Annotated in this window: 21 protein-coding genes; 10 read left to right on the forward strand and 11 right to left on the reverse strand. The window is 67.9% G+C overall.

What is annotated here, in order from left to right; all coding sequences use genetic code 11:
- Window positions 1-68: 68 nt before the first annotated feature.
- From rplI to ACFQBT_RS18335, 7 genes are all read right to left on the reverse strand, one after another.
- Window positions 69-518, reverse strand: a complete 450-nt coding sequence (rplI, locus tag ACFQBT_RS18305) for a 50S ribosomal protein L9 (RefSeq protein WP_377824940.1) — start codon at window positions 516-518, stop codon at window positions 69-71.
- Window positions 519-541: 23 nt separating this feature from the next.
- Window positions 542-778, reverse strand: a complete 237-nt coding sequence (rpsR, locus tag ACFQBT_RS18310; protein WP_109687271.1) for a 30S ribosomal protein S18 — start codon at window positions 776-778, stop codon at window positions 542-544.
- 69 nt (window positions 779-847) lie between these two features.
- The gene (locus ACFQBT_RS18315) at window positions 848-1,393 is read right to left on the reverse strand and encodes a single-stranded DNA-binding protein (RefSeq protein ID WP_377824941.1); all 546 of its coding nucleotides are present in this window, start codon (window positions 1,391-1,393) and stop codon (window positions 848-850) included.
- A gap of 59 nt (window positions 1,394-1,452) precedes the next feature.
- Window positions 1,453-1,740: a 30S ribosomal protein S6 gene (gene rpsF, locus ACFQBT_RS18320; RefSeq protein ID WP_377824943.1), complete on the reverse strand. Its 288-nt coding sequence runs from the start codon at window positions 1,738-1,740 to the stop codon at window positions 1,453-1,455.
- Window positions 1,741-1,916: 176 nt separating this feature from the next.
- On the reverse strand, window positions 1,917-2,279 hold the full coding sequence (locus tag ACFQBT_RS18325; RefSeq protein WP_377824945.1) for a hypothetical protein: 363 nt from the start codon (window positions 2,277-2,279) through the stop codon (window positions 1,917-1,919).
- Window positions 2,276-3,025, reverse strand: a complete 750-nt coding sequence (locus tag ACFQBT_RS18330; protein ID WP_377824947.1) for a glycosyltransferase 87 family protein — start codon at window positions 3,023-3,025, stop codon at window positions 2,276-2,278. Before ACFQBT_RS18330 ends, ACFQBT_RS18325 begins: the two co-directional genes overlap by 4 nt.
- Window positions 3,026-3,384: 359 nt before the next feature.
- Window positions 3,385-5,706, reverse strand: a complete 2,322-nt coding sequence (locus tag ACFQBT_RS18335) for a transglycosylase domain-containing protein (RefSeq protein ID WP_377824949.1) — start codon at window positions 5,704-5,706, stop codon at window positions 3,385-3,387.
- Window positions 5,707-5,970: 264 nt separating this feature from the next.
- Here ACFQBT_RS18335 and ACFQBT_RS18340 point away from each other — a divergent pair, with 264 nt between their 5' ends.
- On the forward strand, window positions 5,971-6,567 hold the full coding sequence (locus ACFQBT_RS18340; protein WP_377824950.1) for a PadR family transcriptional regulator: 597 nt from the start codon (window positions 5,971-5,973) through the stop codon (window positions 6,565-6,567).
- A gap of 25 nt (window positions 6,568-6,592) precedes the next feature.
- Window positions 6,593-7,684 (forward strand): inositol-3-phosphate synthase, encoded by a 1,092-nt coding sequence (locus ACFQBT_RS18345; RefSeq protein WP_377824952.1) that lies wholly within the window; start codon window positions 6,593-6,595, stop codon window positions 7,682-7,684.
- Window positions 7,685-7,858: 174 nt separating this feature from the next.
- Here the strand turns inward: ACFQBT_RS18345 and ACFQBT_RS18350 are convergent, their stop codons facing one another.
- Window positions 7,859-8,266 carry a hypothetical protein gene (locus tag ACFQBT_RS18350; RefSeq protein WP_377824954.1) on the reverse strand — a complete coding sequence of 136 codons (408 nt, stop codon included), beginning with the start codon at window positions 8,264-8,266 and terminating at the stop codon, window positions 7,859-7,861.
- 56 nt (window positions 8,267-8,322) lie between these two features.
- The gene (locus ACFQBT_RS18355) at window positions 8,323-9,126 is read right to left on the reverse strand and encodes a hypothetical protein (RefSeq protein ID WP_377824956.1); all 804 of its coding nucleotides are present in this window, start codon (window positions 9,124-9,126) and stop codon (window positions 8,323-8,325) included.
- Window positions 9,127-9,294: 168 nt separating this feature from the next.
- On the opposite strand from ACFQBT_RS18355, the gene ACFQBT_RS18360 reads away from it, so the two are divergent.
- Window positions 9,295-9,528 carry a biotin/lipoyl-binding carrier protein gene (locus tag ACFQBT_RS18360; protein WP_377824958.1) on the forward strand — a complete coding sequence of 78 codons (234 nt, stop codon included), beginning with the start codon at window positions 9,295-9,297 and terminating at the stop codon, window positions 9,526-9,528.
- Window positions 9,529-9,557: 29 nt separating this feature from the next.
- On the opposite strand, the gene ACFQBT_RS18365 is transcribed toward ACFQBT_RS18360, so the two are convergent.
- Window positions 9,558-10,238, reverse strand: coding sequence for a TetR/AcrR family transcriptional regulator (locus ACFQBT_RS18365; protein ID WP_377824959.1), 681 nt, complete (start codon window positions 10,236-10,238; stop codon window positions 9,558-9,560).
- Window positions 10,239-10,370: 132 nt separating this feature from the next.
- On the opposite strand from ACFQBT_RS18365, the gene ACFQBT_RS18370 reads away from it, so the two are divergent.
- Together ACFQBT_RS18370 and ACFQBT_RS18375 are read left to right on the forward strand one after the other, a co-directional pair.
- Complete coding sequence (locus tag ACFQBT_RS18370) at window positions 10,371-11,873, forward strand: MFS transporter (protein ID WP_377824960.1); 1,503 nt, start codon at window positions 10,371-10,373, stop codon at window positions 11,871-11,873.
- A gap of 146 nt (window positions 11,874-12,019) precedes the next feature.
- Entirely contained in the window at window positions 12,020-12,889 is an 870-nt protein-coding gene (locus ACFQBT_RS18375) for an SDR family oxidoreductase (RefSeq protein WP_377824962.1), read from the forward strand.
- On the opposite strand, the gene ACFQBT_RS18380 is transcribed toward ACFQBT_RS18375, so the two are convergent.
- Window positions 12,880-14,355, reverse strand: a complete 1,476-nt coding sequence (locus ACFQBT_RS18380) for a CCA tRNA nucleotidyltransferase (RefSeq protein WP_377825553.1) — start codon at window positions 14,353-14,355, stop codon at window positions 12,880-12,882. The two genes, ACFQBT_RS18375 and ACFQBT_RS18380, sit on opposite strands and share 10 nt — an antisense overlap.
- Window positions 14,356-14,429: 74 nt before the next feature.
- On the opposite strand from ACFQBT_RS18380, the gene ACFQBT_RS18385 reads away from it, so the two are divergent.
- From ACFQBT_RS18385 to ACFQBT_RS18405, 5 genes are all read left to right on the forward strand, one after another.
- Window positions 14,430-14,915, forward strand: a complete 486-nt coding sequence (locus ACFQBT_RS18385; RefSeq protein WP_291524497.1) for an NUDIX hydrolase — start codon at window positions 14,430-14,432, stop codon at window positions 14,913-14,915.
- A gap of 5 nt (window positions 14,916-14,920) precedes the next feature.
- On the forward strand, window positions 14,921-15,838 hold the full coding sequence (locus ACFQBT_RS18390) for a hypothetical protein (protein WP_377824963.1): 918 nt from the start codon (window positions 14,921-14,923) through the stop codon (window positions 15,836-15,838).
- Window positions 15,835-17,211, forward strand: a complete 1,377-nt coding sequence (locus ACFQBT_RS18395; protein ID WP_377824965.1) for a hypothetical protein — start codon at window positions 15,835-15,837, stop codon at window positions 17,209-17,211. Before ACFQBT_RS18390 ends, ACFQBT_RS18395 begins: the two co-directional genes overlap by 4 nt.
- Window positions 17,208-19,127, forward strand: a complete 1,920-nt coding sequence (gene murJ / locus ACFQBT_RS18400; RefSeq protein ID WP_377824967.1) for a murein biosynthesis integral membrane protein MurJ — start codon at window positions 17,208-17,210, stop codon at window positions 19,125-19,127. The genes ACFQBT_RS18395 and murJ overlap by 4 nt, the downstream gene beginning before the upstream one ends.
- Window positions 19,128-19,189: 62 nt before the next feature.
- Complete coding sequence (locus ACFQBT_RS18405) at window positions 19,190-20,845, forward strand: protein kinase family protein (RefSeq protein WP_377824969.1); 1,656 nt, start codon at window positions 19,190-19,192, stop codon at window positions 20,843-20,845.
- The last annotated feature ends 79 nt before the right edge of the window (window positions 20,846-20,924 follow it).

The following is a 20,924-nucleotide window of genomic DNA, read 5'->3' on the forward strand; positions in this document are numbered from 1 at the left end:
TCGAAGGCCCCGTCCCGGCGGGACGAGGCCTTCGAACGTACGGCGATCGCTCGCCTGAGTCGGGCGCCCTACTTGGCGGGCACCACGTTCAGGGTCACGGTGGCCAGGACCTCCGGGTGCAGCCGGACGGTCACGGTGTGCTCACCGGTCGTGCGGATCGGGGAGGGAACCTCCACGGTCCGCCGGTCGATGCTGCCGCCACCGGAGGCCTGCACGGCGTCGGCGATCTCAGCGGTGGTCACACCGCCGAAGAGGCGGCCGTTGGCACCGGCACGGGCGGGGAGGGTGACCTTGGTGTTCTCCAAGGTGCCCTTCGCACTCTGCGCCTGCTCCAACGACTTCACCGCACGCGACTGGCGGGCCCGGTTGATCGAGTCGACCTGCTTCTGGCCGCCCTTGGTCCAGGGCAGGGCCAGACCCTTGGGCAGCAGGTAGTTACGGCCGTAGCCGTCCTTGACCTCGACCACGTCACCGGCGGCGCCCAGACCGGACACCTCGTGAGTCAGGATGATCTTCATCGTTCAGCTCTCCTTACGCGGGCTCAGCGAGCCGAGCTCGAGTAGGGCAGCAGCGCCATTTCGCGGGCGTTCTTGACCGCGGTCGCGATCAGCCGCTGCTCCTGGACGGACACGCCGGTCACCCGACGAGCGCGGATCTTGCCGCGGTCGCTGATGAACTTGCGCAGCAGCGCGACGTCCTTGTAATCGATCGCTTCGACCTTGGCGGCCTTCAGCGGGTTGGCCTTCTTCTTGGGCTTACGCACAACGGGCTTTGCCATCGTGGTGCTCTCCTTCTTTACGAGAGCCCGAGCAACGCTCGGGATGGGTAATTCTTTGTCAGTGAGTGATCAGAACGGTGGCTCGTCGTAGGACGGGCCGGTGCTCCAACCACCCTGGTTGCCACCCGACGGCGCCGACTGGGCCGGCGCCTGCTGGCTGGAGCCACCGGTGGCCCACGGGTCGTTGTTGTCACTGGCGCCGGAGTTGCCTGCGCCGGTGTTCCAACCGCCACCGCCGCCGCCACCGCGCTGGGTCTTGTTGACCTTGGCGGTTGCGTACCGCAGGGACGGTCCGACCTCGTCGACCTCGAGCTCCATCACCGTGCGCTTCTCGCCCTCCTTCGTTTCGAAGGAACGCGACTTCAAGCGCCCGGAGACGATCACCCGGGAACCGCGCACCAGGGACTCGGCGACGTTCTCCGCCGCTTCACGCCACACCGAGCAGCGCATGAACAGCGTTTCGCCGTCTTTCCATTCGTTGCTCTGCCGGTCGAACGTGCGCGGCGTGGATGCCACGGTGAAGTTCGCGACGGCAGCCCCGGACGGAGTGAAGCGCAGCTCCGGGTCCTGGGTCAGGTTGCCGATGATGGTGATGACGGTGTCGCCTGCAGCCATGGAGTTCGTCCCTCGGGAATGGTGGATTCGGTCAGTGGGTGGTGAAGGGCTGGCGCCGATCAGGCGTCAGCGCGCAGCAGCTTGGTCCGCAGAACCGACTCGGACAGGCCGAGCTGGCGGTCGAGCTCCTGAGCAGTGGCGGACTCGGCGGTCATGTTGATGACCGCGTAAATGCCTTCGGACTGCTTCTTGATGTCGTACGCCAAACGGCGACGGCCCCACAGATCGATGTTGTCCACGGTGCCACCGTCCTTGGTGACCACGGTGAGGAACTTCTCCAGAGTGGGGGTTGCGGCCCGGTCGTCCAGCGACGGGTCGAGGATGATCATGAGTTCGTACTGACGCATGCGTGAACCCACCTCCTTTGGTCTCGGCGGTCACGGTCTCTCCGTGACAGGAGGGTTGCAGCGTGTCTACCTGAGCGTCGATGCCGCCACTATCCCGCAGCACACCGACAACCCGCAGAATTCATCCACAGGCCACCGATAGACCACTCGAGTCTATCGGCAGCCCGCGCGGGTCCCTAATCGCCGACCGGGAGAGCGACCACCGCGGCCGACCGCACGGGGACCGGGCGATGCACCGGATCCCCGCCGATCGCCGTACGCGCCGTGTCACTGGAGTCCCACGCCGCCCAGGCGATACCCACGTAAGCCAGCGAACGAGCCAGACTGAACACGGCGAACGCCGCGCCGGGCAGACCCTTGGCCGGATTGCTCGGTGCGGCGATGTACATCCACACCATGATGAAGTAGACGATCTCCACGCCGGCCCAGATCAGGTGATCGCGCCAGCGCACGGCACTGAGGGCCAGCAGCGGCAGCACCCACAGACACGCCTGCACCGGAATCGCCTTGCCGGTCAGCATCACGACGACCAGCATCACCAGGGCCAGGGGGCGAAGGCGACGTCCGGGCGCAGGCGTACCGCGATCACACCGACCAGCAGCGCGATCACCCAGCCGGCCACCGCGATGACGGTCAGCGGGTGCGCCGGAATGTTCACCCCGGCGATCTGCAACAGCAGCCAGACCGATCCGTAGCCCGGTCCGGCATCGTTCCACGCGGCGTACGGCGCAAACGGCCGGCCGCCGAGCGCCACCGCCACCCCGATGCAGATGGCGCAGACGGCCAGCACTCCGGCGATCAAGCGCGCCAGGTCGTGCCGGCGCCCATCGCGCACGCACAACAGGACCAGCACCGCCACGAAGATCAGCGGATAACTGCGCGCCATCACCGCCGCACCCAGCAGGGCACCGGCCAGGAGCGGACGATGCCGGGCCCACGCCCACAGGCCGAGGGAGGCCAGCGCGACCCCGAACACGTCGAGGGACACCATCGAGGCGGTGATCAGGACCGGGCTGAGCGCGACGTGGGCAGCCAGCCAGGGGGTGTTGCGCAGGGTCGCGGCCGTGGCGGTGACGGTCAACGCGATGCAGACGACCACGATGACCGCACCCACGGCGAAGAGCATCTGCTGCTGCTCCAGGCTGCTACCGCCCGGCACCGCCTTGCGCGCGAGCCAGGTGAGGATCGCGGTGAGCACCGGCTGGGACTGCCCGGGGCCGCCGCTGGCCCACGGGCCGCCGGGGTGCCCGCGCCGATCGGGATATCGGAGTAGCAGGCCCGCCACAACGACCCCGGTGAACCCCAGCCCACCTTCACGCAGTGGCTCTTCTGCAGGACGCAGAGCGCGACCAGCATGCTAGCGGCGGCCGACAACAGGGCGGCCGCGAAGGGCCAGCCGCGGCGGCCGACGGTCGCAAACCGCCCGACGGGTCCGCCGATCACCTGGGACCCGACCGCGGCCGGGCCCTCGACCAGGCTCGGGGTGCGCAGCCGGGCGCGCTCGCGGCGGTCCCGTGCAGCCCTTTCGCGTACGGCGCGCTCCTGGTCCGCCTGGTCGCTCACCTCGTCGCCCGGACCCGTCGGGTCCTGCGCCCCATCCCCGATCACGCTCATCGCGATCAGACTAAACCGGTCCCGTGCGGCTTACGGCGCCGACGACGCGGGTGCCTTGGGCGGTTGGCCCTGATTGCTGGTCGGGCGCTCGCTGCTGGGGGGCGCTTCCTGCGACGTAGATGTCGGCTGTTGCGTGCGCGTCGGCGTCGGCCGCGTGGTGGTCGGCACCTGGGACGTCGTGGTGGTGCTGGTCGGGGTCTGCGAGGTGGTGGTGCTCGTGGGCGTCGGAGGTTCGGACGTCGTGACCGTGGTCGTGGGGGCGGACGTCGTCGTCGGCTGGGGCTCGCGACTGGTGTAGGTCGGTTGCCGGGTGTAGGTCGCTCCCGTGTCACCCGACGGTTTCGGCAACTGGGCCACCGGTTGCCCGGCGAGCGCACTCTTCATGAAGTAGCCCCACACCTGGGCCGCGAGCGCACCACCGGTCGCCGGTTTCCCGTTGTAGATGATTTGCCCGTCGGTGCCGCCCTGGCTGTTGGGCTTGAACATGCCGACCGAGGTCGTCAGCTGGCCGGGGGTGAATCCCGTGAACCAGATCGCGCCGCTCTCGCTGGTCGTACCCGAAGTGCCGGTCTTGCCCGCGGCGGGACGGCCCAGGATGTCGTCGGCCGTCGAACCGGTGGCGCCCCGGTCACTCAGCACATGTGACATGGCCTGGGTCAGGGTGGCCGCCTGGTCCTTGGTCAGCACCTCCTTGCCGGACTGACTGTGGGTGTAGTCGGCGGCATCGCCGGCGCTGGTGATCTTGCTGATGAAGTACTGATCGACCCGGGTGCCGTTGTTGTTGATCGTGTTGTACGCCGTGGCCATGTCGGCCACCTTCACCGCGGGCGTGCCCAGGATGTTGTTGATGAACGTTGCGGGTTCCTTGGTGTCCAGCATGCCCGGATCCGTGGCGGGGATACCCAGGTCCTGCGCCGCCTGCAGGGTTGGCTTGTAGTCCTCGCCGAGGTCCTTGTTCAGTTGCACGAAGACGGTGTTGACCGAGTGGGCCAGCGCGGTGACCAGGTTGATGCGCCCGAAGGATTCGTTGCCGAAGTTGTGCACCACCGAACCGTTGCCGCTGCCGCCGACGTACAACTCGGCCGGCCCGTTGTAGTACGTGCTCGAGGGCTTCATGCCCTGCTTGAGGGCTGCGGCCAGGCCGAAGACCTTGAAGCTGGATCCGCCCTGCAGCAGTTGGTACTGCGTGGCCGAGGCGTCCTTTTGCGGGTCGGTCCCGGCGTACATGGCCACCACGGCGCCGTCGGTCTTCTGGGCCATCAAGCCGGTGTGGATATTGCCGAGGTTGCGGATGTCCTCCGGGACCACCTTGTCGACCGCGGCGATCGCCGCGTCCTGGTCCTTCTTGTTGATCGTGGTGACGATCCGCAGCCCACCGCGGTCGATGTCGTTGTCGGTCATGCCCAGCTTGCTGACCATCTCCTTGCGCAGCGCCTGAATGATGTAGCCGTTGGGGCCCGAAACGCTCGACTTCTGTTTGATCACCGGGAAGCTGGGCAGCGTCAGGTTCGCCCGCTCCGACTGGCTCAGCCAGCCCTTGCCGACCATGCCGTCAGCGACGTACGCAGCCCGGGACTGTGCGCGGGCCATGTTGCCCTCGGCGTAAGCCGGGTCGAACAGGCTCGGTGCGTTGATCACGCTGGCCAGGAAGATGCCCTGGTTGAGCGTCAGCTTGTCGGAATCGACGCCGAAGTAGGCCTGCGCCCCGGCTTGGATGCCGTACGCGCCGCGCCCGAAGTAGACGTTGTTGAGGTAGTCCTCCAGGATCTGGTCCTTGGAGTACTTCTGGTCGATCTTGATCGCGATCATCGCCTCGCGCAGCTTGCGCGACAGCGACTGGTCCTGGGTCAGGAAGTAGTTCTTGACGTACTGCTGGGTGATCGTGGAGCCACCGCCCTTGATCGAGCCGCCCCGCACGTTGGACCACAGCGCCCTCAGGATGCCGGTCGGCGAGACGCCCTTGTTCTCATAGAAGTCGCGGTCCTCGGCGGCCAGGAAGGCGTGCTGGGTCTGCACCGGCACCTTGTCGAGGGTGACCGGAACCCGGTTGATCGAGCCGAGGCGGCCGATCTCGGTCTTCCCGTCGTCGTAGTAGGCGATGGAGATCTGCTTGGTCGCGTCCGCGTTCGCCTGGGGGATGTCGGTGGTGAAGTAGATGACCACGAGGGCGGCGATAGCGGCCACCAACAGACCGAGCAGACCCAGGATCGTGCCCACGACGACCTTGAAGAACAGACCGTGCTGCTTCTTCTGCTTCTTCTTCGGGCGTCCCGCGGACCGCTTGGCCGGCTTGGTCGGCCGCCCGTGGGTCGTGGTCGCCGCGTCGGCGGGTACGTCGGGCTGATCACTCACGATCAAGAAGGGTAGCCGGGCAACTTAATGCCTCCTGCGAAGCGACTGGCCGGCGGCCCATGCCGAACCGGCGGCGTGCCGGATAGAACCGCGGATTGGCGCGGAATGCCGCAGAACACCGGCTGTAAGCAGATTCACAGTCTCCGATGTATCATTTCGATACATCGAGCGCTAACGTTGCCTCGTTATATCGCAGTCGTCCCGTTCCGCCCGTTCGTGCACGTTGATCGCCCAGCCCATTCGCCCCGCCAGGAAAGAGCCGTCATGAGCCCCACCCGCGCGAACCGCCGCGGCGCGATGCTCGAGCTCGCCGTCCTGGGGTTGCTGCACGACTCCCCGCTGCACGGGTACGAGATCCGCAAGCGGCTGTCGGGAATCCTCGGTGCCTTCCACATGGTGTCCTTCGGCTCCTTGTATCCGTGCCTGAAGACGTTGCAGCAGCGGGGCTGGGTCACCGCGAGCGCCGCCGACGAATCCGGCCACCCCATCAACTCCCGCTCGCGGATCACCTACGCGCTGACCCCCGAAGGCAAGGAACAGCTCGAAGCGCTGCTCTCCGACGCCGGCCCGGGATCCTGGGAAGACGGCTCTTTCGACGTGCACTTCGCGTTTTTCGGCCAGACCGGCCAGGACGTGCGGTTGCGCATCCTGGAGGGTCGCCGCTCACGTCTTGAGGAGCGCCTCGACGCCGCACGCGAGGCCTCCCGGGCGCGCCGTGAGCGCGCTGACGCCTACACCACCGAACTGCACCGCCACGGTTTGGAATCCACCGAACGCGAGGTCCGGTGGCTGTCCGAACTCATCGAGACCGAGCGGGCCGGCCGTCCCGCAACCCAGCAGTCCACCACTGAAATCAAGTAAGAAATCCGCACAAGGAGCTATGTCCATGGGATCTATCCGCGTCGCCGTCGTCGGCGTCGGCAACTGCGCCAGCTCGCTGGTCCAGGGTGTCGAGTACTACAAGAACGCCCCGGCGGACAGCACGGTCCCCGGCCTGATGCACGTGAAGTTCGGTGACTACCACGTCGGCGACGTCGAGTTCGTCGCCGCGTTCGACGTGGACGCCAAGAAGGTCGGCTTCGACCTGTCCGAGGCGATCAACGCGTCCGAGAACAACACGATCAAGATCGCCGACGTGCCGCCGACCGGCGTCACCGTGCAGCGCGGTCACACCCTCGATGGCATCGGCAAGTACTACGCCCTGACCATCGATGAGTCCGACGCCGAGCCCGTGGACGTCGTACAGGCCCTCAAGGACGCCAAGGCCGACGTGCTGGTCTCCTACCTTCCGGTGGGTTCGGAAGAGGCCGACAAGTTCTACGCGCAGTGCGCGATCGACGCGGGCGTGGCCTTCGTCAACGCGCTGCCGGTCTTCATCGCCTCCGACCCGGAGTGGGCCGCGAAGTTCGAGGCCGCGGGTGTGCCGATCATCGGCGACGACATCAAGTCCCAGGTCGGCGCGACCATCACCCACCGCGTCATGGCCAAGCTGTTCGAGGACCGCGGGGTCACGCTGGACCGCACTTACCAGCTGAACGTCGGCGGCAACATGGACTTCAAGAACATGCTCGAGCGCGAGCGCCTGGAGTCCAAGAAGGTCTCCAAGACCCAGGCCGTGACCAGCAACCTGAACGGTCCGCTGTCGGGCAAGATCAACGACAAGAACGTGCACATCGGCCCGTCGGACTATGTCGCGTGGCTCGATGACCGCAAGTGGGCCTACGTGCGGCTCGAGGGTCGCGCCTTCGGCGACGTGCCGTTGAACCTCGAATACAAGCTCGAGGTCTGGGACTCCCCCAACTCGGCCGGCATCATCATCGACGCGATCCGTGCGGCCAAGATCGCCAAGGACCGCGGCATCGGTGGCGCGCTGCTGTCCGCCTCGTCCTACCTGATGAAGTCCCCGCCGGAGCAGCGCGAGGACACCGAGGGCCGGGCTCGCCTGGAGGCGTTCATCGCCGGCACCGAGGCTCGCTAACTGCTGATCGACGTACGGCGGTCCATCCCTTTGCGGGGTGGACCGCCGTTCTCGTGTGCCCCAGATTGGTGTTCCTTCCGATTCTGAGGGGATCGCCCGTTCTGAGGGTGGCTGTCGGCTGGTGCTCCCTCAGAAGCCGCGCTCTCCTCAGGAACCGTGCCGGCAAGTCCACCGTCAGCGGGTCGGGGTCACGGTGACCGTGTAGCGATATTCGACGCCTACCTCGCACCCGTTCTGGACCTGGGTCGAGGGGGTAGCCGTCGGGGTCGCCGTCACGGGCGCGGCGATCGGCGATCCGTTGACCGAGACCTTCGCGGTGATCGTGGAGACCGGGTTGGGGACGGTGATCTCGAGAGGCACTTCGACGCAATCGGTCGTCGACGCGGTCGCCCACGAGCAAGCTGCTTTGTCGCAGATCCCAGCAGCCGCAGCCGTCGGGATTCCGGCACCGACGACGATTGCCTGGTCGGCCTCCATGCGGCTGGCCGTGCACGCGCGGTTATCGAACGACGAGCACCCTGTCAGCAGGCCAACGCTGCACAGCATCCCGGCCGCCGCGACCGCCCGGCCCATGCTCACCATGCGGCCACCATAGAACGGCATTTCCATCGGACGACCGCTAGCCGTCGTCTGACCTCTCAGAGGTCGAGATCTCCCGGCCGGTTGCCGAACTTCTCCCGCAAGAACCGCTCGCTGGCGACCATCTGATCGCCGCTGGCCATCGCCGCCGACACCAATTGCTGGTCGACGCCCTTGATCAGCAGGTCGAGCTGTTCGTTGAGCAGGTCGGCGCCGGTCTTGCCGTCCACCAGCACGGTGGTCTGCGCCGTCGACGGCGGCAACGCCAAGTAGGACTTGATCGCGTTCGGTGCGAAGTCGTCGCGGATCTGCTCGAGACCGAATCCCTGCAGCCCGGAGGACAATCCGCGATCCTGCACGTACTTCGAGGCCTCCACCAGGCGATCGTGCAACGCGCCCACCCGCTCACGGCTGGATGCCGGCAGCCGGGTGTCGGCGGCGTACTCCAGCAGTCCCTGCTCGGCGCGGGTGACCGGAGTCTCGGGCACCGGCGGGTCGTAGGGCCGGCGCCGACGAGGAGTTCCAGCGATCGGCGGCTCATAAGGGCGGTGACGGTGCGGCATGGGGTTATCGCAGCATGATTGACCGGCGCCTTGATCGGCCATCTGCTGCCACCTTCCTTCGATCTGCGCACGCCGGGCCGCCTTCAGTGAGCGCTTGTGCTCCCGACGGACCGGTCCCAGCACAACCCAGCCTACGAAGAGGAATGGCAAAAGGGTGAATACCCAGCCCGCTCCGAAGACTCCGCACAGGACCAACCCGAGGAACGCGCCACCGGTCAGGTCACGCGGCAGACGTCCGGTCATGCGACCGACGAGCAGCGCCAAGCAGGCAACTGCGAAGACGGTAGCGACGATCGGCATGGGATTCCTTCACTCGGAACGGCTCGGCAAATTCACGATACATCGTGACATGGTCCCCCAGTCATGACCGATGTCACGACTGGGGGACATGCGGTTGTGTGTAGAACGCACAAAGAACGGCTGGGGTTTCCGGCGGTTCGCACGGCGCGGCGCGATCGGCTCCGGTGCTTGACTGACCAGGTGCCCCATCAGGAGATTGCCTCGGACCTGGTTGCCGAGGTTGCTGCCGTCCATGTGTCCGTCGGCGATCAGGTCGAGGCTGGCCAGGAGCTGGTCCTCCTGGAGTCCATGAAGATGGAGATTCCGGTGACGCCCGAGTTCGCCGGAACCGTGACCGCCGTGCGCGTGCGCCGGGGTGACGTGGTGCAGGAGGGCGAGGTCCTCGTCGTCGTGACGGACTAGGACCGCGAGCGGCGGGTACGCCGAGTGGTTCAGTCCGTGCCCGGGTCGGCCGCCGCGCTGGCCGGGCAGCCGTAGCGCAGACCGTCGAAAATCAGGTCCACCAGCGGCAGCGCCGTGTCGTTGGCATCGTTGCCGTTGTTCGTTGCGGCCAAGCAGATTCCGCCCAGCGCGCGGGTGATCTCGCTGGCGCTGACGTCGGGCCGCACGGCGCCGGACTCGATCGCCGGCTGCAGGACCCGGTCGGCGGAGGCGAGCAACTTTTCCCTGGTCCCCTCGAAGGGCGTCTGGTTGGTGCTCTGCATCGAACGCAGCAGGTTGACCATGCCCCGTTTGACCGCATAGAAGTCGACGAAACCGCGCATCCATTCGTGCAACGCCTCGGCCGGTGCGAACTGCGCCGGTAGCTCCTGCGAACGCTGCTCCAGGGCGCTCACCTGGTCGGCGTACACCGCCAGCACCAGGTCTTCACGGGTGGGGAAGTTGCGGTAGAGGGTGCCGATCCCGACTCCGGCAGCCGCGGCGATGTCCTCGAGCGAGACCTCGACACCCTGCTGGGCGAAGGCATCCGCAGCGGCCGTCAGCAACTTCGCCCGGTTGCGGGCAGCGTCGGCACGCAACGGCTTCTTCGCTTCTGTGGCAACGGGATTCGCGCTTCCTGAAACCGTCTCAGTCCCCTGATTACGCGACACCGTCGTCGACGTTTCCCCCATGGACTCCACACCACCTTCGAGGCACCACTTGCATAACCGGAGGTTGCCTCCGTATATTCGTCATATCGCAAGCGGAGAAATCCTCCGCTTCAGTCGATTCTACGCCCCACACTCCTTGAAGGGCTAACTGACATGACCCACACCGATACCACCCGTAGTGCCTCCCCCGATACCTCATCCCCTCCCGCCGGGCGGATGTCGCGCCGTACCGGCGTCATCGTCGCGGTGGTGCTGATCACCCAGCTGATGATCGTGCTGGACGCGGCCATCGTGAACATCGCCCTGCCGGACATCCAGCGGGAACTGTCGATGAACTCCGCCAGCCTGTCCTGGGTGGTCAACGCCTACACCCTCGCGTTCGGCGGCCTGCTGCTGCTCGGCTCGCGGCTGGGAGACATCGCCGGCCGACGAGCGACCTTCCTGGCCGGATTGGCGCTGTTCACCGGCTCCTCGATCCTCGGCGGGTTCGCCACCAACGCCGCGGTCCTGCTCAGCGCTCGCGCGGTGCAGGGCGTCGGCGCTGCGATGCTCGCACCCGCTGCGCTCACCATCCTGATGTCCAGCGTCGCCCCGGGACGGCAGCAGACCCGCGCGATCGGTTGGTACACCGTGGTCTCCGCCTCAGGCGCAGCGATCGGCCTGATCGCCGGCGGCCTCCTGACCGACCTCGCCTCCTGGCGCTGGGTGTTCTTCGTCAACGCACCGATCGGTGTGGCCGTCTTCGCGGCGGCACTGATCGTCCTGCCCCGGACCGGCCGGACCCGCACGCCGGCCGATGCCCTCGGCGCCGTACTGGTGACCCTGGGGATGAGCACCGTCGTCTACGGGTTCATCCGGGCCGCCGAGGACGGCTGGGGCGATGCCGGCACCTTGATCGCCTTCGTTACCGGCGTCGTCCTGCTGGGTGCGTTCCTGCTGAACGAGTCGATGGTCAGTCACCCGATCACCCCGTTGCGGCTCTTCGCCCACCGGGAGCGCTCCACGGCGTACGTCGCGCGGCTGCTCCTCGTGGCCGGCTCGATGGGCGCGTTCTTCTTCATGAGCCAGTACCTGCAGCTGGTGCTCGGTTGGACGCCTCTGCAGACCGGCCTGGCCTTCCTGCCCATCCCGCTCTCGGTCTTCTCCTCCTCGCAGATCGTGTCCCGGTGGCTGGCCGACCGCTACAGCGTGCGGGTGATCGCCGGCATCGGAATGGCGCTCTCGGCGATCGGGCTGGGATCCATGGCGCTGGTGCTCGGTGCGCACACGTCGTACGCCGCGATGGTGCTGCCGATGATCCTGCTCGGCCTCGGCAACGGCACCGCGTTCGTCCCGCTGACCGCCGCCGGACTGACCGGTGTGGAACCGGCCGACCGCGGGGTGGCCTCGGGTCTGGTCAACGTCACCCAGCAACTGGGCGGCGCCCTGGGCCTGGCCGTCCTGGTCACGGTGTTCGCGACGGCGCACCCCGCCTCGAGCGCACCGGCAGCGGTGACCGACGCCTTCGTGACCGGCGCCGACCGAGGGTTCGCGGTGGCCGGGGGCCTGCTCGCGGTGGGCTTCGGGGTGCTGATGGTGGCCCTGCGCCCCCGTCGCGGTGGCCGCGGCAAGCACGAGCTGGCTCTGGACGACGAGCTGATCCTCGCGGAAAGCTGATCCATCGAACGTGCCTGTGCTCTGGAAATCGTTGCCCCACTCGTCGCCGACGGGTGGGGCAACGGTTACCGAACCGGTGTCCTGACCAGGGAATGCAACGCCCCGCCCGCCGGTTGCCGCGAACAGGACCCACGAAAGGACTGACCATGACCATCCTTGTCACCGGCGCCTCCGGACACCTCGGTCGCCTCGCCATCGACGCATTGCTGGAGCGCGGCGTCCCGGCGAACCAGATCATCGCCGGAGCTCGCACACCGGACAAGATCGCGGACCTGATCGACCGCGGGGTGGGTGCCGCCGAGCTCGACTACGACCGGCCCGAGACGATCCTGGCCGCAATGGTGGGCGCCGAGCCGGTGGACAAGGTGCTGCTGGTCTCAGGCAGCGAGGTCGGCCATCGGGTCGCCCAACACACCGCGGTCATCGAAGTGGCCGCCTCCCGCGAGACCATCACCGAATTCGTCTACACCTCAGCGCCGTTCGCGACCACGAGCCGCCTGATCCTGGCTCCTGAGCACAAGGCCACCGAGGAAGCGCTCGCGACCAGCGGACTTCCGACGGTGATCCTGCGCAACAACTGGTACAACGAGAACTACCTGCCGAAGCTGGACGAGGTCCGCGACAGCGGGGTGCTGCTCGGCAGCGCCCGCGAGGGCAAGGTGGCCTCCGCGTCGCGCAAGGACTTCGCCGAAGCCGCTGCCGTGGTGCTCACCACCGGCGGGCACGTCGGCAAGGTCTATGAGCTGGCCGGTGACACCGCCTGGACGTACGACGATCTGGCGGCGGCGCTGGGTGAGGTACTGGGCCGCGCCGTGGTCAGCAAGGACGTGTCGACGCAGGAACACGTCGAGGCGTTGAAGCACGCCGGACTGCCCGACGGCGCCATCGGCTTCGTGACCGGTCTGGACGCCAACATCGCCGAGGGCGACCTGGCCTTCACCGACGGGACGCTGTCGCGGTTGATCGGTCGCCCGACGACCCCGCTGATCGACACCCTGCGGTCGGCTCAGTCCTGAGCCTGCTGTTGCTGCGCCCACCAGCGCAGCAACTCCTGCCGGGCCGCGTCGGGACCGACGGGGCCGGCGTCCAAGCGGAACTCCAGCAGGTGCTTGTAGGCCCGCCCCAACAGCGGACCCGGTGTGATGCCGAGGGTTTCGGCGATCTGGTTGCCGTCCAGCTCCGGACGGACGGCGGCCAGCTCCTCGGCCTCCTGCACCGCGGCGATCCGCCGCTCCAGGCTGTCGTAGGACGCCGCGAGCGCCGCGGCCCGCCGTTTGTTGCGAGTGGTGGAGTCCGAGCGGGTGAGCAGATGCAACCGGGACAGCAGCGGCCCGGCGTCGGTGACGTAGCGGCGAACGGCTGAGTCGGTCCACTCCCCGCCGCCGTAGCCGTGGAAGCGCAGGTGCAGCTCGACCAGCCGGGACACGTCTTTGACGATGTCACCCGGGTAGCGCAGCGCCTTCAGCCGCTTCTTGGTCAGCTTCGCGCCGACCATCTCGTGGTGGTGGAAGGAGACCCCGCCACCGGACTCGAAGCGGCGGGTCGCGGGTTTGCCGATGTCGTGCAGCAGCGCCGCCAGCCGCAGGACCAGGTCGGGTCCGGGCACCGGCTCGACCGGGCCCAGTCCGGGCACCTGCCGCGGACCTTCCAGCGCGATCGCCTGCTCAAGCACCGTCAGGGAGTGCTCGTAGACGTCCTTGTGCCGATGGTGCTCGTCGACCTCCAGTTGCAGCGCCGGCAGCTCCGGCAGCATCACCGCCGCCAGGCCGGTGTCGACCAGCAGCCGCAAGCCGGGCGTGGGGTGATCGGCCAGCAGCAGCTTGGACAACTCGTCGCGGATCCGTTCCGCGGAGATCATCTCCAGCGAGGGGGCCATCGCCGTCATCGCGGCGACGACCTCGGCCGAAGCGGTGAAGCCCAGCTGGGCCACGAACCGCGCTGCACGCATCATCCGTAGCGGGTCATCGGCGAAGGACTCCACAGCCGGTGCCGGCGTGCGCAGGATGCGGGACGCCAGGTCGGCCAGGCCGCCGAAGGGGTCGACGAATTCCGGCTCCGGCAGCCGCAACGCCATCGCGTTCACGGTGAAGTCGCGACGGCGCAGGTCATCGACCAGCGAATCGCCGAACATCACCTCCGGTTTGCGACTCGTGCGGTCGTAGACGTCGGCCCGGTAGGTCGTGATCTCGACCGTGTCCGGGCCGCGCTGACCGCCGATGGTGCCGAACGCCCGGCCCATGTCCCACGTCGCGTCGGCCCACTCGTCCAGGATCGCCTGGGTCTGTTCCGGGCTCGCGGACGTGGTGAAGTCCAGATCGCTGGGCGTGCGGCCCAGCAACGCGTCGCGCACCGGGCCGCCGACCAGTGCCAGTTCGTGTCCCTGCGCCGCGAACCGTGCGCCGAGATCGGTCAGCACCCCCAGGACGGGCGCCAGGTGACGTACGGCGCGAGCTTGCAACTCGGCGTACGGCAACTCGGACATGGGGTCGGGCTCGGGCACCCGCCAAGGTTAGGCGAAGACACCCCCGGCGGCGTGCCCGTGGTTACAGTGTTGAGATGAGCCTGTCCCCGCCCCGAGCCAGCCGCAGCGTGCGGCGGCTGCCGGCGGTAGAGGAGATTTCCGCAGGTGGGGTGGTCATCGACGTCAACGACGGCCTGGCCTGGATCGCGTTGATCGCGCGGCACAATCGTGCCGGCAAACTCGAGTGGTGCCTACCCAAGGGCCACGTCGAGCCCGGCGAGACTCTCGTCGAGACGGCGGTTCGCGAAGTCGCCGAGGAAACCGGCATCGTGGGCCAGGCACTGTTGACCCTGGGCACGATCGACTACTGGTTCACGACACCCAAGTTCCGGATCCACAAGCGCGTGCACCACTATCTACTCGAGGCCGTCGGCGGATCGATCAGCGTCGAGGGCGACCCCGATCATGAGGCAGTGGACGCGCGATGGTTCCGGTTGGACACGGTGCACCGCTATCTCACCTTCCCCAACGAACGCCGCATCGTGCAGCTCGCCTGGGAGCGTTTGGCCGGAACCGCCTGAGACTCGTGTCTGCTGGACCCCTTCGCCGGCCGTGGCTGCGCACTGTGCTGCTGGCTGTCGTCGTGGCGCTGTTGTCGGTCGGGATCACGGTGGGCAACGGGGTCCCGGCATCGTCGGCGGTGCCCGCGGCCGCCGCGGCCGACTGGAACACCGAGGGGTCGCTCACCATCGGGACGGTCAGCCCGCAGATCTCCGACGGCACCGCCGATGTCACCGTCACCGGGACGGTCACCAACCGGTCCGCTGACCCGATCACCCCGGTGATCACCGTCGGGTTGGGCAACCGCTCCTTGGACACCACCACCCGGCTGTCCGACTGGCAAGGCGGCCACACGACGTACCTGACCAACTCGGTGGCGACGGCCACGCTGCCGCAACTGGCCGCCTCCAGCCGAGCGAACTGGACGGTCAAGATCCCGAAAAGCGCTATCCCGCAAGGGAGCTCGTACGCAAGTCTGCCCATGGTTCTCAGCGTCAGCAGCGCCGGTGGCCCCGTTCTGCGCAGTGTGCGTAGCTCCTTGCAGGTCGTCACCGCAGACTCGGTGACGCCCAGCCTGGCGATCAGCTGGGTGGTCCCACTGACCCTCCCGGCCGATCCGGCACTCTTCGGGCCCAGCGGCGATGCCCGCGCGGAGGCCTGGCGCAAGGCCATCGGCAGCGGTTCCCGGATCGACCGGTTGCTGACCGCGCTGGCCGGCCAGCCGGTCATCTGGCTGGTCGATCCGCGCATCGTGACCGAACCCGTGGCCCAGGACGACAACCTGCCCACCGCGCCCACCGCGCCCACCTCCCCGACGGCCACGACCAGTACGGCAACCTCCACCGGCCCCACTCCGACCCCGACGACGACGGGGGCAGCACCCCGACGCCGACCACCACGACGACGCCCCCGACCGCCAACGATCCCGTCGCCACCGAGATGACCACGCTGCGGACGCGATTGCAGTCGGCAGCGCAGGGCGGCCAGCCGGTCTGGTGGACCCCGCTGGACGATCCGGATCTGTCGGGACTGCTGGCGGGCAGTGCCGACCAGGCCGTGCTGGAGCAGGCGGTCGGTCCGGCCCTGGCCGATGACCTGCGCACCATCAGCGACACGGTGGTCGCTGCGCCGGCCGAGGCACTCACGGCCCGGCAACTGAGCCAACTGACGACCACCTGGTCCGCAACCCGCGGTGGCGCGCCGGTGGTGATCCAACCCAACCGGATCGTGGCGAACACCGGGTTGGTGACCACGGACGCTCGTCGGGCGACCGGAACCGCCGGCCTCCTGGTGTACGACGAGACGCTGAGCTCCCTGCTGTCGGCGCCGGATTCCTCGGGTGAGGGCGCCGCCTCAGCGCACTTGCTGGCGTACACCCTGGCCGTCTACCTCCAAGGACCGGGCAACCAGCGTTCGATGACGGCGCTCGTACCACGGCAGTTGACCTTGCAACCGGCCGAGCTGGCGGCTCGACTCACCGCGGCTCGGGGCGCGGCCTGGACCGCCGATCGCACCGGCGACCAGACGGCGGCGGCGTTGGCCACCGGCCCGCTCGCCCAGGTGCGCGGAACGCCGGCGGAGGGCACGCCGTACCCCGTCCCGGGTCGTAGCGCCATCACCACCGCACTGCTGGAAAGCGTTGCGCAGCAACGGCGCCGGCTGACCGGGCTCGGCACCATCCTGGTGGACGCAGAGTCCGACATCGCAGCGCGCACCGCCGCGTTGGACACGGCCTTCTCCACGCGCTGGCGGGGTACGGCGGGCGCCGAGAGGACCCTGCACCTGGCCGCTACGGCGACCTCCGGCCTGCTCGCGCGGGTGACGGTCAGCCCGGGCAACGTCAACTTCTTCGCCGACTCCGGTCAGTTGAGCGTGACCGTCACCAGTTCACTGACCCGCGCCGTGCAGGGGGTGAACCTCACGCTGACCCCGCGCCGGGCCATCTTGCAGGTGGAGGACCCGACCCACACGCTGGACCTCGGCGTGGCCGGGCGCACGACGACCCGGTTCCACGTCCAGGCGCTGGCCCAGGGGCAGGTGCCGGTCGATGCCACGTTGAGCACCCCCGGCGGCCTGGTCCTCGGCAGCCCCGACGGTCAGAGCACGCAGGTGCAGGTCGACGTACGCCCCACCGCGAGCTGGATCTACTGGGTCCTGGGCTCCTTGGGTGGCATTGTGTTCGTGGTCGGGTTGGTCCGGGCGGTCCGGCGCGGGCCGCGCACCGCCGAGCAGCTCGATCCGAGCACCCGTACCCCGAGCGATGCGGTTGTCACCGTCACTCCCGCGCCGCTCATCGACGACGACGAAGAAGAATGAGCCCCACACCACCTGCCAGGGACACGCCCTCGGGCATCGAGCCACCGCCGATCGCGGCGAGTCTCGGCGGCCTGTACGACGCGTGGGTCCGGTCCGATCTGCCCGACTCCGCCGCGGAGAACGAATTCGTGGCGGCGCTGGACCGGTTGGACGGCGTCCAGCACCTGCCCGAGGTGGTCGTCGACACGAGGCGGGAGCACGGCGGCAGCGCACCGGCGCAACCCGTTCCGACACCCGCAGCCTCCCGCCCGAAGCCCGCGGAACCGGCCCCGAGCACGCCGGCACCGGTGGCATCCGGCGGTGGGATTCTCCGCTCCAGCGTGATCATGGCCTCTGGGACCATCGTGTCCCGGCTGATGGGTGTGCTCAGGGTCGTGTTGTTGGCGCACATCATCGGGTTGAACACCGTGCCGGCCAGCGTCTGGGACACCGCGAACAACCTGCCCAACCTGATCTACCTGCTGCTCGCCGGCGGGGTCATCAACGCAGTACTCGTCCCGCAGATCACTCGCGCGCTGCGCGAAGCGGACGGCGGAAAAGCCTTCACCGATGCGCTGCTGACCCGGGCGATGATCCTGCTCGCGGCCATCACGGTCGTCTTGATGCTCGGCTCGCCGTATCTCTACCGGATCTTCGACGGCACCAACGACCCGGCCCGCCTCCGACTGGGTATCGCCTTCACCTTGGTCTGCCTGCCGCAACTGTTCTTCTACGGTGCCTACACCTTGCTCGGGGAGGTCCTGAACGCCCGCAGCCGCTTCGGCGCGCTGATGTGGGCCCCCGTCCTGGCCAACATCGTGTCGATCCTCGGTCTGTTCGTGCTGTGGGGGATGTCCGATCCCGGGACCATCCAGCAGGCCGACGGCTGGTCGTGGGCCGAGATCCTGGTCCTCGCCGGCAGCGCAACCCTGGGCATCGCGGCGCAGGCAGCGATCCTGATCGTCCCGTTGCGGCGTAGTGGCTACCGTTTCGCGATCAACTGGCGTTTCCGGGGATTGGAGGCGCGGGCCACCACCAAGATCGCCGGGTGGGCCCTGGGAGCAGTGGCCGTGCAACAGGTGGGACAGATCGTCACGTCACGGGTGCTCAATGCGGTACCTGAGGACTTCGGCGGTAAGGCCGCCCAGTCGTACGCCTTCCTGCTGTTCATGATGCCGCACTCGGTGATCACGCTGTCCCTGGTGACGGCGCTCTACACGCGTTTGTCCCACGCAGCGCACCGGGGCGACCGCTCCGCCGTCGCAGACGACCTCACCCTGGGAATGCGGCTCTCGGGGGTCTCCACCGTGGCCGTCACCATCGGTTCATTCGTCCTGATCGGCCCCATTGCCATCGCTATGTTCGGCACCCGCAACAACGCCGGCGCCAGTGTCGCCGACGCCACCATCGCGATGTGCCTCGGCATGATCCCGTTCACGATGTGCGTCCTCATCCAACGGGTCTGTTACGCCTTCAGCGACGCGATCCGTCCGTTCTACCTGCAGGTGGTGTGCACGGCGATTGCCATCCCGTTCACGCTGCTGGCGGCCCTACTACCCGTGCAGGCCGTCGGAGCCGGTGTCGCGGGTGCCCAATCGCTGAGTTACATCATCGAAGCGACGGTGGCGTGGTTCCTGGTGCGTCGTCACCTGGGTCGAGTGCCCGGCAACGGCGTCCTGCGGACCTACGGCCGGCTGGCCCTGGCCGCTCTGGTCGCCAGCCTGACCGTCGCCATCGTCTTCTACTTCACCCTCGGGATCTTCACGCCCAGCAGCCCGCTGCAGTCCCGGAGTGTCGCTCTGCTCGAGACCCTGATCGGGGTCCCGCTGTTCTGCCTGGTCTACGTGTCGACGGCCAAGCTGCTGCACGTTCCCGAGATCGAATCGTTGCTCGCGCGCGTGCGAGCCGTCACCGGCAGAGTGCGCCGCACCGCATAGGATGCCTGCGTTGCGTCAAGGCAGCGAGTTGTTGAACACCGAAGAATAAAAGGGGCAGCTGGGTGCGCGAGGTGCAGGGCGGCAGCGTATTCGCCGACCGTTACACCACGACGACCCTCCTGCGACGAGCCGACGACCACGAGCTCTGGCTCGCCCAGGACGCCACCCTCGATCGCGAAGTCACGATCACACTTTTCGAAGAGGACCTGCCGGGTGCCGCCGCAGCTGTCGACAGCGCCCGGCGCGCCTCGGCCGTCGAGGATCCGCACCTGGTGCGGGTGCTGGACGTGGGCTCCCAGGATGATCTTGCGTTCATTGTCAGCGAGGCGCTGCATCGCACGGATTCGCTGGCCGCGTCGGCCCAGCTCGGGCCGCTGCCCGCCGAGGAAGCCCGGCGGATCGTGGGTGAAGCCGCCGTCGGCCTGGGTAACGCCGCCGGCCGGGGTCTGCACCACCTGGCGCTCACCCCGCACTCGATCGAGCGATCCCGCTCCGGAGCCGTTTCCGTGCGCGGGTTGGCCATCGAATCCGCCCTGGCCGGCACCGATGACCTGGACGCCGACGCCGCTTCCCGCGCCGACACCGTCGCGCTCGTCCATTGCCTGTACGCCGCGTTGACCGGCCACTGGTCCGGTCCCGAATCCGTCGCCGGACTTCCCGATGCGCAGACCAGGAACGGCATCCTGATGCTGCCCGGCTCGGTGACCCGCGGCGTACCCTCCGATCTCGACGGTTTGGTCGAGCAGGTTCTCATCGACGATGCGGGCCCGGCCACCCCTACCGCCTTGGCCCACCAGTTGTCTCCGTGGTCCTCGGAGATCGTCCACTCGGTGTCGGGCGATCAGGCCGCGCGCGCCCGCACCGCGGCCATCACCGGCCTGGGATCGGGCACCGCGGCGGCCGGCCCCGTCGATCCCACGGATCCCGACGCGACGATGGTCGGGCGGCGTCCTGAACTCGAACAGGACGACACCCACACCTTCGATGCCTCGACACTGCGCGTCGCCCAGGTTCCCGAACCGCCCAAGCACCAGGAGGAGTACACCGACCTGGAACCGCCGGCCCCGTTGATCCCGGATGTCTACGGCGACCCGGACCCGCAGACCAGTCGCCTGGCCCTGGTGATCGTGGGCGGCTTGGTGGTCATCGCGATGATCCTCGGGTTGCTCGGTCTGCGCTCGTTCTTCGACCGGGGCGGTTCTTCGGCGCAACCGTCGGCCACTTCATCCACTGTGCCGACCGCGACCACAACCAGCGCACCGACCAGTTCGGCTCCCGTCGCGGGCCGGCAACTGACGATCGAGAGCGCGACCAGCTACGACCCGGACGGCGACGGCAACGAGAACAACCAGTTGACCTACCGGGCCATCGACGGCAATGCGTACACCTCCTGGTCGACCCATCCCTACAAACTGGAGACGTTCACTGAGAACGGCAAACACGGGGTGGGCTTGTTAGTGCGGTTGGACGGCAGCCAGTCGGTCAGCCGGGTCGACATCAACGTCCTGGGCAATCCGACGACGATCCAGGTCTACGTCAGTGACACCAGGTCGCGTGATCAACAGAACCTGTTGGGCACCTTGAACAACGGCTCAGGGCAGCAGAGCATCACCGGCGGTCCCTTGACCGGGAAGTACGTGCTGTTGTGGATCACCAAGCTCAGTGCCTACAACGACACGTTCCGCACCCGGATCGGCGACGTGAAGGTCTTCTCCTGACCACCGGTCACGGTGGGAACACCCGGGGCCTACGATCGGTTATCCAGTAGGCCGATTCCGATGGCGGACGGCTACCCGC

The organism is Branchiibius cervicis (assembly GCF_042661605.1).
In the GTDB taxonomy this organism is placed as follows: Bacteria; Actinomycetota; Actinomycetes; order Actinomycetales; family Dermatophilaceae; genus Branchiibius; species Branchiibius cervicis.